The organism is Erwinia sp. S43, assembly GCF_016624745.1.
GTDB classification, from domain to species: Bacteria; Pseudomonadota; Gammaproteobacteria; order Enterobacterales; family Enterobacteriaceae; genus Erwinia; species Erwinia coffeiphila.
The window spans coordinates 44,238-61,549 of record NZ_JACVTX010000031.1; the positions used below are offsets into that span (position 1 = coordinate 44,238).

The 17,312-nt window shown below is 54.9% G+C and carries 15 protein-coding genes; 5 read left to right on the plus strand and 10 right to left on the minus strand.

All coding sequences use genetic code 11. The features are described 5' to 3' along the window. Positions 1-2: 2 nt before the first annotated feature. The 10 genes from mraY to ilvI all read right to left on the minus strand — a co-directional run bounded on the left by mraY (position 3) and on the right by ilvI (position 11,401). Entirely contained in the window at positions 3-1,085 is a 1,083-nt protein-coding gene (gene mraY, locus IBT47_RS23765; protein WP_105595349.1) for a phospho-N-acetylmuramoyl-pentapeptide-transferase, read from the minus strand. Continuing rightward, positions 1,079-2,440, minus strand: a complete 1,362-nt coding sequence (gene murF, locus IBT47_RS23770) for a UDP-N-acetylmuramoyl-tripeptide--D-alanyl-D-alanine ligase (protein WP_200563472.1) — start codon at positions 2,438-2,440, stop codon at positions 1,079-1,081. The genes mraY and murF overlap by 7 nt, the downstream gene beginning before the upstream one ends. Further along, the gene (gene murE, locus IBT47_RS23775) at positions 2,437-3,924 is read right to left on the minus strand and encodes a UDP-N-acetylmuramoyl-L-alanyl-D-glutamate--2,6-diaminopimelate ligase (RefSeq protein ID WP_105595347.1); all 1,488 of its coding nucleotides are present in this window, start codon (positions 3,922-3,924) and stop codon (positions 2,437-2,439) included. Before murE ends, murF begins: the two co-directional genes overlap by 4 nt. Continuing rightward, positions 3,911-5,677, minus strand: coding sequence for a peptidoglycan glycosyltransferase FtsI (locus tag IBT47_RS23780; RefSeq protein WP_105595346.1), 1,767 nt, complete (start codon positions 5,675-5,677; stop codon positions 3,911-3,913). Before IBT47_RS23780 ends, murE begins: the two co-directional genes overlap by 14 nt. 15 nt (positions 5,678-5,692) lie before the next feature. After that, complete coding sequence (gene ftsL, locus IBT47_RS23785; RefSeq protein WP_105595345.1) at positions 5,693-6,013, minus strand: cell division protein FtsL; 321 nt, start codon at positions 6,011-6,013, stop codon at positions 5,693-5,695. Further along, complete coding sequence (rsmH, locus tag IBT47_RS23790; protein ID WP_105595344.1) at positions 6,010-6,951, minus strand: 16S rRNA (cytosine(1402)-N(4))-methyltransferase RsmH; 942 nt, start codon at positions 6,949-6,951, stop codon at positions 6,010-6,012. The genes ftsL and rsmH overlap by 4 nt, the downstream gene beginning before the upstream one ends. A 2-nt stretch (positions 6,952-6,953) precedes the next feature. Continuing rightward, the gene (gene mraZ, locus IBT47_RS23795; protein ID WP_105595343.1) at positions 6,954-7,412 is read right to left on the minus strand and encodes a division/cell wall cluster transcriptional repressor MraZ; all 459 of its coding nucleotides are present in this window, start codon (positions 7,410-7,412) and stop codon (positions 6,954-6,956) included. Between the two features lie 562 nt (positions 7,413-7,974). Continuing rightward, positions 7,975-8,985 carry a catabolite repressor/activator gene (gene cra, locus IBT47_RS23800; protein ID WP_105595342.1) on the minus strand — a complete coding sequence of 337 codons (1,011 nt, stop codon included), beginning with the start codon at positions 8,983-8,985 and terminating at the stop codon, positions 7,975-7,977. A 197-nt stretch (positions 8,986-9,182) separates the two neighbouring features. Beyond that, the gene (ilvN, locus tag IBT47_RS23805; protein ID WP_105595341.1) at positions 9,183-9,674 is read right to left on the minus strand and encodes an acetolactate synthase small subunit; all 492 of its coding nucleotides are present in this window, start codon (positions 9,672-9,674) and stop codon (positions 9,183-9,185) included. Between the two features lie 2 nt (positions 9,675-9,676). Next, positions 9,677-11,401, minus strand: coding sequence for an acetolactate synthase 3 large subunit (gene ilvI, locus IBT47_RS23810; RefSeq protein WP_200545171.1), 1,725 nt, complete (start codon positions 11,399-11,401; stop codon positions 9,677-9,679). 744 nt (positions 11,402-12,145) lie between these two features. On the opposite strand from ilvI, the gene leuL reads away from it, so the two are divergent. The 5 genes from leuL to leuD all read left to right on the plus strand — a co-directional run bounded on the left by leuL (position 12,146) and on the right by leuD (position 16,998). Then, positions 12,146-12,229, plus strand: coding sequence for a leu operon leader peptide (gene leuL, locus IBT47_RS27395; RefSeq protein ID WP_105595400.1), 84 nt, complete (start codon positions 12,146-12,148; stop codon positions 12,227-12,229). A 94-nt stretch (positions 12,230-12,323) separates the two neighbouring features. Next, the gene (gene leuA / locus IBT47_RS23820) at positions 12,324-13,892 is read left to right on the plus strand and encodes a 2-isopropylmalate synthase (protein ID WP_105595339.1); all 1,569 of its coding nucleotides are present in this window, start codon (positions 12,324-12,326) and stop codon (positions 13,890-13,892) included. A gap of 2 nt (positions 13,893-13,894) precedes the next feature. Beyond that, positions 13,895-14,983: a 3-isopropylmalate dehydrogenase gene (leuB, locus tag IBT47_RS23825; protein ID WP_200563474.1), complete on the plus strand. Its 1,089-nt coding sequence runs from the start codon at positions 13,895-13,897 to the stop codon at positions 14,981-14,983. After that, complete coding sequence (gene leuC, locus IBT47_RS23830; RefSeq protein ID WP_172606671.1) at positions 14,983-16,383, plus strand: 3-isopropylmalate dehydratase large subunit; 1,401 nt, start codon at positions 14,983-14,985, stop codon at positions 16,381-16,383. Before leuB ends, leuC begins: the two co-directional genes overlap by 1 nt. A gap of 9 nt (positions 16,384-16,392) precedes the next feature. Beyond that, a complete protein-coding gene (leuD, locus tag IBT47_RS23835; protein WP_200563476.1) occupies positions 16,393-16,998 on the plus strand; it encodes a 3-isopropylmalate dehydratase small subunit in 606 nt (201 codons plus the stop codon). The last annotated feature ends 314 nt before the right edge of the window (positions 16,999-17,312 follow it).

A 17,312-nucleotide genomic window follows, 5' to 3' on the forward strand; every position in this document is an offset into this window, starting at 1 on the left:
GATTAACGTACCTTCAGCGTTGCCAGGCCAATCAGCACCAGCATCAGTGAAATAATCCAGAAGCGCACAATCACGCGCGGCTCCGGCCAGCCCTTCAGTTCGTAATGGTGATGAATCGGTGCCATACGGAAAATACGCTGGCCGCGTAATTTAAACGAGCCGACCTGAAGGATAACGGACAGGGTTTCAACCACGAACACGCCGCCCATAATCACCAGCAGGAATTCCTGACGCAGCAGCACGGCGATAGTCCCAAGCGCACCGCCGAGGGCCAGCGAGCCGACATCGCCCATAAAGACCTGAGCCGGGTAAGTGTTAAACCACAGGAATCCAAGCCCGGCACCGACAATAGCGGTACAGACAATCACCAGCTCACCGGCATGGCGCAGATAAGGAATATGCAGATACTCAGCAAATTTCACGTTACCGGTGGCCCAGGCAACTAAGGCAAAGCCTGCGGCAACAAACACCGTTGGCATAATGGCCAGGCCATCCAGGCCATCGGTCAGGTTAACGGCGTTACTGGTGCCGACAATCACAAAGTAGGTCAGCAGCAGATAGAGCAGACCCAGCTGCGGCATCACGTCTTTAAAGAACGGCACAACCAGTTGAGTGGCGGGCGTGTCTTTGCCGATCGCGTACATGGCAAAGGCAACTCCCAGAGCAATCACTGACTGCCAGAAGTATTTCCAGCGAGCGATCAGCCCCTTGGTATCTTTACGTACCACCTTACGGTAATCATCCACAAAGCCGACGATGCCGTAACCCACCAGCACAAACAGCACGCACCAGACGTAAGGGTTAGAAGGATACGCCCACAGCAGAACGGAAATGGTGATCGAGGTCAGGATCATAATCCCGCCCATGGTCGGCGTGCCGCGCTTGCTGAAGTGCGACTCCGGGCCATCATTACGCACGACCTGACCAAATGACATTTCCTGCAGGCGGGCAATCATACGCGGCCCCATCCACAGCGAGATAAACAGTGCGGTCAGCAGGCTGACAATGGCGCGAAACGTCAGATAGGAAAAGACGTTAAAGCCAGAATATAAAGAGACCAAATGCTCGGCCAGCCAGACTAACATGCGCCTTTCTCCTGTAAGGTACGTACGATCTGCTCCATTGCAGAACTACGCGATCCTTTGACTAATACGGTTATCTTTTGATGTTCAGAAAGCAGCGCCAGCGCGCGAGCGCTAAGTAATGCCTTATCACTGAAATGCTCCCCAACGCCGCTGGCATCACTGATGTCATGGCTGAGGCTGCCTGTACTTAAAACTTTATCAATCCCGGCCAGGCGAATCGCTTCACCGACCTGACGATGGCATTCGGCGGCTTCCGCCCCCAACTCACCCATGTCACCGACGATCATCACACGGTAGCCAGGCATTTCACCCAGCACCTGTGCGGCCGCCGTCATTGATCCGACGTTGGCGTTGTAACTGTCGTCCAGCAACAGCCGATCGTCATCAAGCACAATCGGGAACAGACGACCCGGAACGGCCTGCAGCGAACTCAATCCCTGACGAATGGCACTGAGCGGCGCGCCTACCGACAAGGCCAGCGCAGCGGCGGCCAGCGCGTTGGCAATATTGTGACGGCCCGGCAGCGGCAGGGTGATATCGATCTCTCCCTGCGGCGTATGCAGCACGAAGAGCGTTCCGCGAGTGCTGAAACTCACCTTGCTGGCATAAAAATCGCTGTCGGCCTGCTGCTCCGGCGAAAAACGCCAGACGGTTTTGCCCTGAAGCGACGGCTGCCAGTGCGGCCAGTCATTGCTGTCGCTGTTGATAATGGCGGTGCCGTGCAGCGGCAGCCCGTTGAAGATTTCGCCTTTAGCTTTTGCTACTCCGGCAAGGGAGCCAAAGCCTTCCAGATGCGCTGCGGCCAGATTATTGACCAGCGCGGCTTCAGGGCGGGTTAATTCGGTGGTGTAGTCGATCTCGCCCTGGTGGTTCGCACCCAGTTCAATCACTGCATACTGATGTTCCGCCGTCAGGCGCAGCAGCGTCAACGGCACGCCGATGTCGTTATTCAGATTGCCCGCGGTGTAGAGCGTTTCGCCGCATTCGCGCAGGATCGCGGCGGTCATCTCTTTAACGGAGGTTTTACCGGAGGAGCCGGTCAGCGCCACCACGCGGGCAGAAGACTGCTGACGCACCCAGCCTGCAATACGGCCAAGCGCAAGGCGGGTATCGGCAACCACGACCTGTGCGATCTCTACTGGTAAGCGCTTACTCACCAACAGTGCTGAAGAACCGGCTTTAACCGCATCCTCGGCGAAGTCATGCGCATCGAAGCGTTCACCCTTCAGCGCAATAAACAGGCAACCGGCGGTAATTTTCCGGGTGTCGGTAGTCACCGCGTCGATGGTGGCATCGTTACCGAACAGCGTTCCTCCGGTGATGTCTGCCAGTTGCTTGAGGCTAAAGGCGATCATGCCACCACCCCCAGCAGCCGCGCGACGGTGACCCGGTCGGAATAATCAAAACGCTGCTGGCCGATGATTTGATAATCTTCGTGGCCTTTACCCGCCACCAGCACGATGTCACCTTCCTGCGCCTGCATCACGGCGTTAGTGACCGCTTGCGCACGACCAAGAACAACGCGAGCACGGCTCGGGTCCAGCAGGCCGGTAAGCACATCGGCCACAATTGCCGCCGGATCTTCACTGCGCGGATTGTCATCGGTGATCACCACCACATCGGCAAACTGCTCGGCGATAGCCCCCATCAAAGGACGCTTGCCTTTGTCACGGTCGCCGCCGCAGCCGAACACGCACCACAGTTTGCCTTTACAATGCAGGCGGGCCGCAGCCAGTGCTTTTTCCAGCGCATCAGGGGTGTGAGCATAATCCACCACCACCGTCGGTTTGCCCGGCGCAGTGAACACTTCCATACGCCCGGTCACCGGCTGTAGCTGGTTTGCGGTTGCGGTCAACGCGGCCAGTGGATAATCCAATGCCAGAAGAGTCGCCAGCGCCACCAGCAGGTTGCTGACGTTAAAGGCTCCCATCAGGCGGCTTTCAAATTCACCGTTGCCCCAACTGGAGGCAAACTTCACGCTCGCGCCGCCGTCGTGATACTGCACCTCGGTCGCTTTTAACCAGCGCCCGTGGCAGTCAGACTGCAAATTATTTTCCATGGTCACGGCAACAGCATCAGGTAGCTGTTGCAGCCAGCGGCGGCCAACTTCATCATCGGCATTAATGATGGCTTCACCCACCTGATGCTCGGAGAAAAGCAGCCATTTTGCTGCTTCGTAGCGGGCCATATCACCGTGATAGTCGAGGTGATCGCGGCTCAGGTTGGTAAATGCCGCTGCGGCAAACGGCAGCGCGGCAACGCGATGCTGCACCAGACCGTGAGAAGAAATTTCCATTGCCGCCAGCGTCGCGCCTTTTTCCAGTAGCGACGCCAGCTGATGCTGAACATCAACCGCTGAGCCGGTGGTATTTTCCGCTGCGGCCAGCTGACCGTAAAGGCCATTACCTACAGTTCCCATCACCGCGCCGGTTTCGCCCAGCAGCTGTGCCCACTGTGCCAACAGCTGTGTCGTGGTGGTTTTTCCGTTGGTTCCGGTCACGCCGATGAGCTTTAACTTTTCACCCGGCTGCTGATAGAAGCGCCCGGCCAGCGCAGACAGGCGCTGGGAAAGCTGCGACAGGTAAATCACCGGCACGCCGTGCATTTCCACAACGCTGCCATCTTCGGCTTCACCATCGGCGTCAGCAATTACCGCCGCAACGCCCTGGGCTATCGCCTGGGGGATAAAACGGCGGCCATCAACCGCATGTCCTTTAATCGCGACAAAGAGATCGCCGGAAGCCGCCACGCGGCTGTCCAGTGTCATTTCATTCAGCGTGCGCGCGGGCAAACCAGTCACCCAGGGTGCCAGTAAGTCGTGCAGATTACGATCGGTCACGCGATCCCTCACTCTTATTAGTTACCATCTCGTTTTTGTCACTGGTCGGTAGCGCATCCGGTTCAACGTTCATGGTGCGCAGTACGCCGCCCATGATGGCGCCAAATACCGGTGCAGAAACCGCACCACCGTAATATTTGCCGGCCTGCGGATCGTTAATCACCACCACCAGCGCAAAACGAGGGTTGCTTGCCGGTGCCACACCGGCGGTATAAGCAATGTATTTATTGACGTATTTGCCGTCCGGACCGACTTTTTTCGCCGTACCGGTTTTAATCGCAATACGGTAGCCTTTAACGGCAGCTTTAACGCCGCCGCCGCCCGGCAGAGCCACGCTCTCCATCATATGCACCACGGTGCGAACGATTTGTTCCGGGAAGACGCGTTGACCCGCCACAGGGGGGTCAACTTTGGTGATCGACAGCGGGCGATACACGCCGTAGCTGCCGATGGTTGCATAGACTCGCGCTAACTGTAACGGCGTTACCATCAGCCCGTAGCCGTAAGAGAAGGTGGCCCTCTCTATGTCAGACCACCGTTGTTTTTGAGGATATAAGCCACTGCTTTCTCCGACCAACCCCAAATTGGTCGCTTTGCCAAAACCAAAGCGCGCGTAAGTATCTACCAGCGCATTGGATGGCATCGCCAACGCAAGGCGAGAAACCCCAACGTTAGACGACTTCTGGAGCACCCCGGTCAGGGTGAGTTCACTGTAACGCGCCACGTCTTTGATTTCGTGGCCGTTAATTCGGTAAGGGATCGTATTCAGTACGCTGTTTTCACGCACCACACCACGCTGCAGCGCGGTCATCACCACCATCGGCTTCACCGTGGAACCCGGTTCGAAGATGTCGGTAATCGCCCTGTTACGCATCACATCTTTGGTGGTGCCGGAAAGGTTATTCGGGTTATATGCCGGGCTGTTGGCCATCGCCAGGACTTCGCCGGTGTTCACATCAACCAGCACCGCAGTACCTGATTCGGCCTTGTTAAACGCCACCGCGTTGTTCAGCTCGCGGTACACCAGCGCCTGCAGACGCTCGTCGATACTCAACGCGAGGTTATGCGCAGCCTGGCTATCTACGGAGGAGATATCTTCAATCACTCGTCCATTGCGGTCTTTACGCACCGTCCGCTCACCGGGCTGGCCAGTCAGCCATTTATCAAAACTTTTTTCAACACCCTCAATGCCCTGGCCATCAATATTGGTAAAACCAATCAAATGGGAAGTCACCTGCCCTGCCGGGTAGTAACGGCGGGACTCTTCGCGCAGATAGATACCAGGAAGCTTGAGTTTTTTGATGTAATCGCCAATCGCTGGATTGACCTGGCGTGCCAGATAGACAAAACGCCCATTGGGATTCGCGTTAACGCGCGTTGCCAATTGATCGAGAGGAATGGATAGTGCATCTGAAAGCGCTTTCCAGCGGCTATCGAGTGTAATACCGCCCTTATCGTGCAGCTCTTTCGGGTCAGCCCAAATGGCATTGACCGGCACGCTAACCGCCAGCGGACGCCCGGCGCGATCGCTGATCATGCCGCGAGACGTGGGGATCGCCTGCACGCGCAGGGAACGCATATCCCCTTCGCGCACCAGCCGGTCCGGATTGATCACCTGCAAATAGGCAACACGCAGCAGCAGTCCGACTAACGCCAGAAAAATACCGCCGCACAGCAACGCAAAACGCCAGCTAACGAAGCTGGCCTTATCTTCCGTGCGTTTCAGTTTCTGCGTTTTGCCTGCGGCTCTCATTGAGTCCGTGTTTCCTTATTGCTGTACCACAATATTTTCTTGAGAAGGATCAACGTGCTGCAGTTGAAGTTTCTCTGTTGCTATCCGCTCCACACGACTGTGATCGCCCAGCGCATTCTCTTCAAGGATCAGGTTGCGCCATTCAATATCCAGCGCGTCACGTTCCAGAACCAGCTGCTCGCGCTGAGCGGTAAGCAGACGCGTTTTGTGTGCGGTCGTCACCACCAGTACCGATGAGACCAGCACCGAAATCAGCAGGATCAGCGGGATCTTACCGTGGCGTAACAGGTCACCACCGATAACGCCGGGTAAACTGTGACGCTCATTGCCGATCATGACGCTGTTCTCTCCGCAATACGCAGTACGGAACTGCGCGCACGTGGGTTTTCAGCGGTCTCCGCCTCACCCGGCATCATTTTGCCCAGCGCTTTCAGCTGACGACCGCCAAGGCTGCTAAGCTGCGCTTCGGTCATTGGCAGGCCGTGTGGCACCTGAGGTCCGCGACTCTGCTCGCGCATAAAACGCTTCACGATACGGTCTTCCAGTGAGTGGAAGCTGATAATCGACAGCCGTCCACCCGGTGCCAGCGCGCTAAGCGCACCTTTTAGCGCCTGTTCAATCTCTTCCAGCTCGCTGTTAACCCATATGCGGATCGCCTGGAAGCTGCGCGTTGCCGGATGCTTGAACTTATCTTTCACCGGCGTTGCGGCATAAATCACATCGGCCAGTTCTTTTGTTCGGGTCATCGGCTCCACGCGATTGCGTTCTACGATCGCCCGAGCGATGCGTTTGGCAAAGCGCTCTTCACCAAAGGTTTTCAACACGAAAGCGATATCGCTCTCGTCGGCCTGCAGCAGCCATTCTGCTGCTGATTGCCCGCGCGTTGGGTCCATACGCATATCCAGCGGTCCATCACGCATAAACGAAAAACCGCGCTCCGCATCATCCAGCTGCGGGGAGGAAACACCCAGATCGAGCAAAATTCCATCGATCTTGCCGCTCAGCCCACGCTCGGCCATGTACTCTGCCAACGCTGAAAAAGGGCCATGAATAATGCTAAAACGCGGATCGGTAATCTCAGCAGCGGCTGCTATAGCTTGCGGATCGCGGTCGATAGCATAAAGACGTCCATGATCGCCTAAGCGGGAGAGGATCAGGCGTGAGTGCCCGCCGCGCCCGAAGGTGCCATCAATATAGATGCCGTCAGATTTAATATTGAGGCCGTTAACCGCCTCATCCAACAGCACCGTGGTGTGATTAAAAGTATCCTGCATAGCTATAACGACAAATCCTGCAACCGCTCAGACAAAGGCTGCTGAGAGGAATGCTCTGCGTCTATATCATCCTTGACTTGTTGATACCAGGTCTGTTCATCCCACAGCTCAAACTTGTTGAACTGCCCAACCAGCATCACTTCTTTAGTCAGGCCCGCGTGTTGACGAAGGGTGTTCGCCAACAACAAGCGACCTGCACTGTCCATCTGGCATTCACTGGCATGCCCCAGTAACAGGCGCTGCACGCGCCGCTCTGCCGGGATCATGCTGGATAAACGAGACAGCTTTTGTTCGATAATTTCCCATTCGGGCAGCGTGTAAAGCAGTAGGCATGGCTGGTGGAGGTCAATGGTACAAACCATTTGCCCCTGAGACTCCTCGATCAGCGTATCGCGATAACGCGTTGGTACGGCAAGCCGACCTTTGCTGTCGAGATTAACTAACGTTGCCCCGCGGAACATGCCAGTCTGCCCCTCCAGTTACCCCAAAACACCACTTTACACCACAAATTCCCACTAAAAGAGTTTACGGAGCGAAGGAAAACATTGTCAAGCCGCAGTCATGGCAGAAAGGCATTATTTCTCAGAGGAATAAAATGCGGAGAAGTTAAAAACAAACCACCTGAAGAGAGCACCGGAGAATAAACTAATGAATAGTGGCAGGAAATTTGCCCGGCCATTTAAATTGCTCAAAAATATACCACTCAGAGATAAAAGGAAATAAGTGCTCAGCTTTGCGACGCGGGCTGCATTTTAGGGTATTTCCGAGGCTTTTCCCAGTACGGTGCAGGCATGGCGCAGCTGACAGCATCGAACGTTCACAGAATTATTATTATTCGCTAGCTTATTTAATCAGCGGTGCAAAATTTTTTGTCTCATTTACTTATATTTACTAAATACCTATAAGATGAATCTCAAATACAAGATAAATTTGCCATCTTATGCTACGCCCTCAGAGAGTAACTCAGAGTAAATGCATGGATATCAAAAAGGCAGCCTTAGCTGCCTTTTTCTCTCTGAATAGTTAGAGCGCTTTACGATTTAAACGCCCGCGACGATAAAGATTACGCCGAATACGCGTCAGGCCGGGTTTCGGTTTACGCGGCTCATCAAGGCTGGCTAATACTAACTCCAGAACGCGTTCCGCAACGTCGCGATGCCGCTGGCCCACGGCCAGTACCGGGCATTCCAGGAAATCGAGCAGTTCGTGGTCACCGAAAGTGGCGATCGCCAGATCCTGCGGTAGCCGTCCTTCCGATTTCAGCGTCACGTCCATTACACCCTGCAGCAGACCGAAAGAGGTGGTGAACAGCGCCTCCGGCATGTCGTGCGTTTCGAGATACTTTTCAAATAGCGCAGCGGCGGCATGGCGCTCAAAGCTGTTGGCATAGACGAAATCGATCTGTCGTTCATCGCCCTTCCACGCATCTCGGAAACCCAGCTCACGCAGGAAGCTAACTGACAGTTCCGGCAGCGCGCCAAGGAACAGCACCGATTTAACCGGCAGCTTGCGCAGTTCAGCAGCCAGCGCCTGGGCATCGTCCTGATCGGCACCGACCACGCTGGTAAAGTGCTCGCGATCCAGCGCACGGTCCAGAGCAATAATCGGTAACGGATCGTTGATCCAGCGCTGATAGAACGGATGCTCCGGCGGCAGCGAGGTTGAAACGATAATCGCATCAACCTGGCGCTGAAGCAGGTGCTCCACACAGCGCATTTCGTTATCCGGCTGATCTTCTGAACAGGCAATCAGCAGCTGGTAGCCGCGCTGACGCGCCTGGCGTTCCAGGTAATTCGCTATTCGGGTATAGCTGGTATTCTCCAAATCAGGAATAACCAGTCCTATTGATCGGGTACGGCCGGCACGAAGCCCCGCCGCTACCGCGTTCGGATGGTAATTATGCTCACGCACCACCGCCATTACCTTCTCGACGGTTTTATCGCTGACACGATACTGCTTTGCTTTGCCATTGATGACATAGCTTGCTGTCGTGCGTGATACACCGGCCAGGCGGGCAATTTCATCCAGTTTCACAATAACCCCACACTTCTGTCGCGTATCTGCGGCCAATAGCCACAGTACATCTATGGATAAGTCGTTTATAACATCTAACCGCAGAATAGTTTAGCGGGCAACAGCTTTTCATCAGCGGCGGGGGCAATTGAGCAAAAAATAAAAAAACCCGGCATTACGCCGGGTTAGCAGACTGTCTGTAAAATCGTCAGCGACGATTAACGCATGATGCGCTCGCCGCGTGCCACGCCAACGATACCTGAACGCGCAACTTCAACAATTTCCGCGACTTCGCGCACGGTGCTGAGGAAAGCGTCGAGCTTATCGCTGGTGCCGGCAAGCTGAACCGTGTAAAGCGAAGGCGTCACATCCACGATCTGACCACGGAATATTTCCGCACTGCGTTTAACTTCTTCGCGGCCGTAACCGGTCGCCTGGATTTTCACCAGCATGATCTCGCGCTCAACAAAAGCGCCCTGACCCAGTTCGCTAACGCGCAGCACATCTACCAGTTTGTGCAGCTGCTTCTCAATCTGCTCCAGCACTTTTTCATCGCCGACGGTTTGAATCGTCATGCGCGACAGCGTTGGATCGTCAGTCGGTGCAACCGTCAGGCTTTCAATGTTGTAGCCGCGTTGGGAAAACAGCCCAACCACGCGGGACAATGCGCCGGATTCGTTTTCCAGCAGAACCGATAATACACGACGCATAATTAAGTCCTCTCCGTTTTGCTCAGCCACATTTCATCCATAGCGCCACCGCGAATATGCATCGGGTAAACGTGTTCGGTGCCATCTACATTCACATCCACAAACACCAGACGCTCATTACGCACCTGCTCCAGCGCCTCGGCCAGCTTCGATTCCAGCTCTTCCGGACGGTTGATAGAGATGCCCACGTGGCCGTAAGCTTCAGCCAGACGAACGAAATCAGGCAGCGATTCCATGTACGACTGGGAGTGGCGGCCAGAATAAATCATATCCTGCCACTGCTTCACCATGCCCAGGAAACGGTTGTTGAGGTTCAGCACCAGCACCGGAATGCCGTACTGCAGGGCGGTAGACAGCTCCTGAATATTCATCTGGATACTGCCGTCACCGGTTACGCACACCACGGTTTCCTGCGGCAGTGCCAGCTTCACGCCCAGCGCGGCAGGCAGACCGAAGCCCATCGTGCCCAGACCGCCGGAGTTGATCCAGCGACGCGGTTTATCAAACTGATAGTAAAGCGCAGCAAACATCTGGTGCTGACCCACGTCAGAGGTAACATAGGCATCACCTTTGGTCAGGCGGCAAATGGTTTCGATAACCGCCTGCGGCTTGATTTTATCGCTGGTGCGATCGAACTCCAGGCACTGGCGCGCGCGCCACTGGTCAACCTGCTGCCACCAGTCGCGCAGACTGTCATAGTTCTGCTGCGCGTCGCTTTGTGCCAGCAGTTCCAGCATCTGCTGCAGAACCAGCTTCGCATCACCGACAATCGGTACATCCGCTGCCACGGTTTTGGAAATTGATGTCGGATCGATATCAATGTGCAGCACGGTGGCATTCGGGCAGTATTTTGCCAGGTTATTAGTCGTACGGTCATCGAAGCGCACGCCAACGGCAAAGATCACGTCGGAATGGTGCATGGTCATGTTGGCTTCGTAAGTGCCGTGCATGCCCAGCATGCCCACGCACTGGCGATGCGTGCCGGGGAAGGCTCCCAGGCCCATCAGCGAGGTGGTAACCGGTACGTTAAGTTTTTCCGCCAGCTGACGCAGCTCATCATGACAGGCGGCGTTAATCACGCCGCCACCGGCATAAATCACCGGCTGCTTCGCCGCTAATAGCGTTTGCAGCGCACGTTTAATCTGGCCTTTATGACCCTGCGTTGTCGGGTTGTAAGAACGCATGCTGACTTCTTCCGGCCAGACATAAGGCAGCTTATTCGCCGGGTTCATCATATCTTTCGGCAGATCGACAACAACCGGGCCAGGACGACCGCTCGCCGCCAGCCAGAAGGCTTTCTTCATGATGGTCGGAATTTCTTCAACGCTTTTCACCATAAAGCTGTGCTTCACAACCGGGCGCGAAATTCCCACCATGTCGCACTCCTGGAAGGCATCGTAGCCAATCAGAGAGGACATCACTTGGCCGGAAAGTACAACCATTGGAATGGAATCCATATAGGCCGTAGCGATACCAGTGATCGCATTAGTCGCGCCAGGGCCGGAGGTCACCAGCACGACACCGACATCGCCGGTTGCGCGCGCATAACCATCCGCCATATGCACTGCGCCCTGCTCGTGGCGGACCAGGATATGGTCAACACCACCAACGGTTTGCAGAGCGTCATAAATATCAAGGACCGCTCCACCGGGGTAGCCGAATACATGTTTTACGCCCTGATCGATTAACGATCGGACCACCATCTCGGCTCCTGACAACATCTCCATCTTTGCCTCCAGGCTTTAAGGTACTGAGTTATCCAACAAGCAGCCTTTCTTTGACTCGCTGAACCCGCTGTCAGATAAGATCAAAACCCGTGTTTTATATGCTCAGAAATTGGAAGTCATTTCCAAAATCCAGGTACAGGGCAGAACCCTGGTCATTTTTTTGGTTTGAGGTTATGCCGATTACCATAACCGTAGAAAACCTGGCAGGCAAACGGCAAACCACACACAGGGTACGGAAAGGGATGATTAAGGCTCTGCCCCGCAGCCTCTGCTATCGACAATAACACTGAACTTAAAGCGTTATAAAAGCTGAATGTACTGCACTTTAGTTAATTATCAGCGCGATCGTTTTGTTATTAAAACTGAGCGGGATAAAAAACATGGAGGGCCACGCTGGCTGTTGGTTTTTTTTAGTTATATCTTCTGAGTTTTAAAGAAAAGATAATATTTTTATCCAAAAAAACCGAAAGCATCACTTCAAACCATCACTACAAAAAAACCAATAAAAAGATTTAAAATCAATCAGTTAAAAATAAAAATAACGCAGCAAATCATCGTTAAGCCCGTCATTTCTCGATCGAAAACACATTTCAGCTGGCTATTCTTCTGAAGTGCAGCCAGCCGCCAGAATATTTTCCTTAAGGCATTGTGGGTCACGCGCTAATAACCCCATAGCGAAAGTTGACAGCCCGCCCCGTTATCAGGTATCAATAATGTCACTTTGAATTTATGAGGTTTGAATCAATGATTCGTTCCATCCGCCTACTCGGTCTACTACTAAACGCATCTTCGTTGCGCGGTAGACGAGTGGGCGGAATCAATCACTGATTCAGGCCTGCAAGACCTAAGAAACCCGCGCCAATGCGCGGGTTTTTTTATGCTCGCGGCCAGGCCCGACGTAATCAAGACAAGGAATTAACCCATGAGCCAACAAGTCATTATTTTCGATACCACTCTGCGTGATGGTGAGCAGGCATTACAGGCCAGCCTGAGTGTGAAAGAAAAACTACAGATTGCCCTGGCACTGGAGCGTATGGGCGTGGATGTGATGGAGGTCGGCTTCCCGGTTTCTTCACCCGGTGATTTTGAATCCGTACAGACTATCGCTCGCCAAATCAAAAACAGCCGCGTCTGCGGGCTGGCACGCTGTGTGGAAAAAGATATCGACGCAGCTTACGAAGCGCTGCGCGTGGCAGAGGCCTACCGTATCCACACCTTCCTGGCGACGTCGCCAATGCACATCGCCACGAAACTGCGCAGCACCCTGCCGGAAGTCATCGAGCGTGCGGTGAAGATGGTGAAGCGTGCGCGTAATTATACCGATGACGTGGAATTCTCATGCGAGGATGGCGGGCGTACGCCAATCGACGATCTGTGCCGCGTAGTGGAAGCCGCAATTAACGCCGGTGCCACCACCATCAACATTCCGGATACCGTCGGTTATACCCTGCCTTACGAATACGCCAACATCTTCACCCAGCTGCGCGAACGCGTGCCAAATATCGACAAAGCGATTCTGTCCGTACACACCCATGACGATCTGGGCATGGCCGTTGGCAACGCGCTGGCCGCCGTCAACGCCGGTGCGCGCCAGATTGAAGGTGCGATGAACGGTTTGGGCGAACGTGCAGGTAACTGTGCGCTGGAAGAAACCATCATGGCGATTAAAACCCGCGGTCAGTTGATGAATGTGCATACCCGCATCAACCACCAGGAAATCTACCGTACCTGCCAGACCGTCAGCCAGATTTGCAATATGCCAATCCCGGCGCATAAAGCGGTAATTGGTTCCAATGCCTTCGCTCACTCCTCCGGTATCCACCAGGACGGCGTGCTGAAAAACCGTGAAAACTACGAGATCCTGACCCCGGAATCCATTGGCCTGAAGCAGGTACAGTTGAACCTGACCTCACGTTCCGGTCGCGCAGCCGTTAAGCACCGTATGGAAGAAATGGGCTACAGCGAATCGGATTATAATCTGGATACCCTGTACGAAGACTTCAAAGCGCTGGCGGACAAGAAAGGCCAGGTCTTTGATTACGATCTGGAAGCAATGGCGTTTATCAACAAACAGTCTGAAGAGCCAGAGTTCTTCTCACTGGATACTTTCAACGTACAGTCCGGTTCCAGCGTGATCGCCACCGCTACCGTGCAGCTGTTGTGCGGCGAAGAGCAGAAAACCGAAGCCGCAACCGGCAACGGCCCGGTCGATGCGGTATACCAGGCTATCAACCGCATTACCGATTTTGACGCCGAACTGATTAACTATCAGCTGACCGCAAAAGGTCACGGTAAAGACGCGCTGGGCCAGGTGGACATCGTGGTGAAATATAATGGACGCAAATTCCACGGCGTCGGTCTGGCGACCGATATCGTCGAATCTTCCGCTAAAGCCATGGTGCATGCGCTAAACAATATCTGGCGCGCCCGCCAGGTCGAGCAGGAACTGCAACGTAAGTCGACTCAACAGGATCAAAAGGAAACCGTGTAATCATGTCCAGAACCTATCATCTCGCTGTATTACCCGGTGACGGCATCGGACCCGAAGTCATGGCCCAGGCAGGCAAAGTATTAGAAGCCATTCGCCAGCGCTTCGGCCTGCGCATTACCGCCAGCGAATATGACGTTGGCGGCATCGCCATCGATCGGCACGGCGTTCCATTGCCGGAAGCGACGGTAAAAGGCTGCGAGCAGGCGGATGCGATCCTGTTTGGTTCCGTGGGTGGCCCGAAATGGGAACATCTGCCCCCGGCCGAGCAGCCTGAGCGCGGCGCGCTGCTGCCGCTGCGTAAACACTTCAAACTGTTCAGCAACCTGCGCCCGGCCAGCCTGTATCAGGGGCTGGAAGAATTCTGCCCCCTGCGCCGCGACATTGCTGATAAAGGTTTCGATATCCTGGTTGTACGTGAACTGACCGGCGGGATCTACTTCGGTCAGCCGAAAGGCCGTGAAGGCAGCGGTATGCACGAACGCGCCTTCGATACCGAGGTGTATCACCGTTTCGAAATCGAACGCATTGCGCGTATCGCCTTCGAGTCAGCACGCAAGCGTCGTAAGAAAGTGACCTCAATCGATAAAGCCAACGTGCTGCAGTCCTCAATTCTCTGGCGCCAGATCGTCACCGAAGTCTCCCAGGACTACCCGGACGTTGAGCTGAGCCATATGTATATCGACAACGCCACCATGCAGCTGATCAAAGCGCCGTCACAGTTCGACGTGATGCTGTGTTCTAACCTGTTTGGCGACATCCTTTCAGATGAGTGCGCGATGATCACCGGCTCAATGGGCATGCTGCCCTCTGCCAGCCTCAACGAACAGGGCTTTGGCCTGTTTGAACCGGCGGGCGGATCAGCACCGGACATTGCCGGTAAAAATATCGCTAACCCAATCGCTCAAATCCTGTCGCTGGCGCTGCTGTTACGTTACAGCCTGGACGCAGGTAACGCCGCTGATGCCATTGAGCAGGCCATCAGCCGTGCGCTGGAAGAAGGTTATCGCACCGGTGACTTAGCCGGCAACGGCAAGGCTATCGGCACCGATGACATGGGCGACATCATTGCCCGGTTTATTCGCGAAGCATAATTATGAAAACACTGTACGAGAAGCTGTTTGATGCGCATGTCGTGCACGAAGCACCCAATGAAACACCGCTGATCTATATCGATCGTCACCTCGTTCATGAGGTGACGTCAGCGCAGGCCTTTGACGGCCTGCGCGCACACGGACGCCCGGTGCGCCAGCCGTCAAAAACCTTCGCCACCATGGATCACAACGTTTCTACCCAGAGCCGGGACATTAACGCCAGTGGTGAGATGGCGCGAATTCAGATGTCGATGCTGATCAAGAACTGTGAAGCCTTTGGCGTACAGCTGTTCGATCTCAGCCATCAGTTTCAGGGCATCGTCCACGTGATGGGACCGGAACAGGGCCTGTCTCTGCCGGGCATGACCATCGTCTGCGGCGATTCACACACCTCGACCCACGGCGCGCTGGGCGCGCTGGCGTTTGGTATCGGCACCTCCGAAGTGGAACACGTGCTGGCAACACAGACGCTGAAGCAGGCGCGAGCGAAAACCATGAAGGTGGAAGTTCGCGGTAAAACGGCACCGGGGATCACCGCTAAAGATATCGCGCTGGCGATTATCGGTAAAACCGGCAGCGGTGGCGGCAACGGCCACGTCGTCGAGTTCTGCGGTGAGGCGGTGGCAGCACTGAGCATGGAAGGTCGTATGACCCTGTGCAATATGGCCATTGAACTGGGTGCGAAAGCGGGTCTGGTTGCGCCGGATGACACCACCTTTAACTACGTTAAGGGTCGCCGTTTTGCGCCAAAAGACGATCTGTGGCAGCAGGCGGTGGATTACTGGCGTACGCTGAAATCCGATGAAGGCGCGCACTTTGATAAAGTGGTCACGCTCGAAGCGGCGGATATCGCACCACAGGTCACCTGGGGCACCAACCCGGGACAGGTGATTGCCGTCAGCGACCCGATTCCCGATCCGGTTTCATTCAGCGATCCGGTGGAGCGCGCCTCCGCCGAGAAAGCGCTGGCCTACATGGATTTGAAACCCGGTATTCGTCTGACCGATGTGCGCATCGATAAAGTCTTTATCGGCTCCTGCACCAACTCACGCATTGAAGATCTGCGTGCGGCGGCGGCAGTAGTGAAAGGCCATAAAATTGCCGAGGGCGTACAGGGTTATGTGGTGCCGGGTTCGGGTCCGGTAAAAGCACAGGCCGAAGCGGAAGGTCTGGATAAGATCTTTATTGATGCCGGTTTTGAGTGGCGCTTACCGGGCTGTTCAATGTGCCTGGCGATGAACAACGATCGGTTAAGTCCGGGCGAGCGCTGCGCATCCACCAGCAACCGCAACTTTGAAGGTCGTCAGGGGCGTGGCGGACGTACTCACCTGGTCAGCCCGGCGATGGCGGCAGCGGCGGCGGTAGCCGGTCACTTTGCAGATATCCGCGAGCTGGCGTAAGGAATTAATATGGCGAAGAAATTTACTCAACACACCGGCGTTGCCGTGCCGATGGATCTGGCCAATGTCGATACCGATGCGATTATCCCTAAGCAGTTTTTGCAGATGGTGACCCGTACCGGTTTCGGCCGCAATCTGTTCTTCGACTGGCGCTATAGCGATGCAGAAGGCAAGATCAATAACCCGGATTTCATTCTGAACAAGCCGGAGTTCAGCGGTGCCAGCATTATGCTGACTCGTGAAAACTTTGGCTGCGGTTCATCGCGCGAGCATGCCCCGTGGGCGCTGACCGATTATGGTATTCAGGCGATTGTCGGTTCTGATTTTGCCGATATTTTTGCCAACAATTCCTTCAATAATCAGCTGCTGCTGGTATCGCTGGCGGAAGACGAAGTGGATGAGCTGTTCCGCATGGTCGCCGCCGATCCGGGGATGCAGATCACCGTCGATCTGGAGAATCAGCAGGTGCGGGCGAACAGCAAGGCGTATCGTTTTGAGATTGATAGCTTCCGCCGTCACTGTCTGCTGAACGGTCTGGATGCGATTGGTTTGACGCTTCAGCATGATGCGGCGATCGGTGCTTATGAAGAGAAGCAGCCGGTGTTTTTACGCTGATTGCAGTTGGGTTTGAGATCGCGGAAAACCTGATGTCTGGCGTATCGATGTGGGATTTTGTCGCTACATGCTCAGTGCCTGGCTTATCGGTGTGGGCCGGGTTCGCCGACTCGGCGTGGATACCTCCCTGTAGCCTCGACGGGCGCGTCCATGCGCCCGACGGTCTGCGAACCCGGCCCACACCGATTGCCTGTTAACAAATTCGTTGCTGTTCGTTAAAAACCGATGTTTCCCGCAGCAACACCATTGCCTGAAAGGCTGAACGTTACGGGACAGGTTAGCCGGGTGTCTGCCGCAAGGATAATGAGATGGAC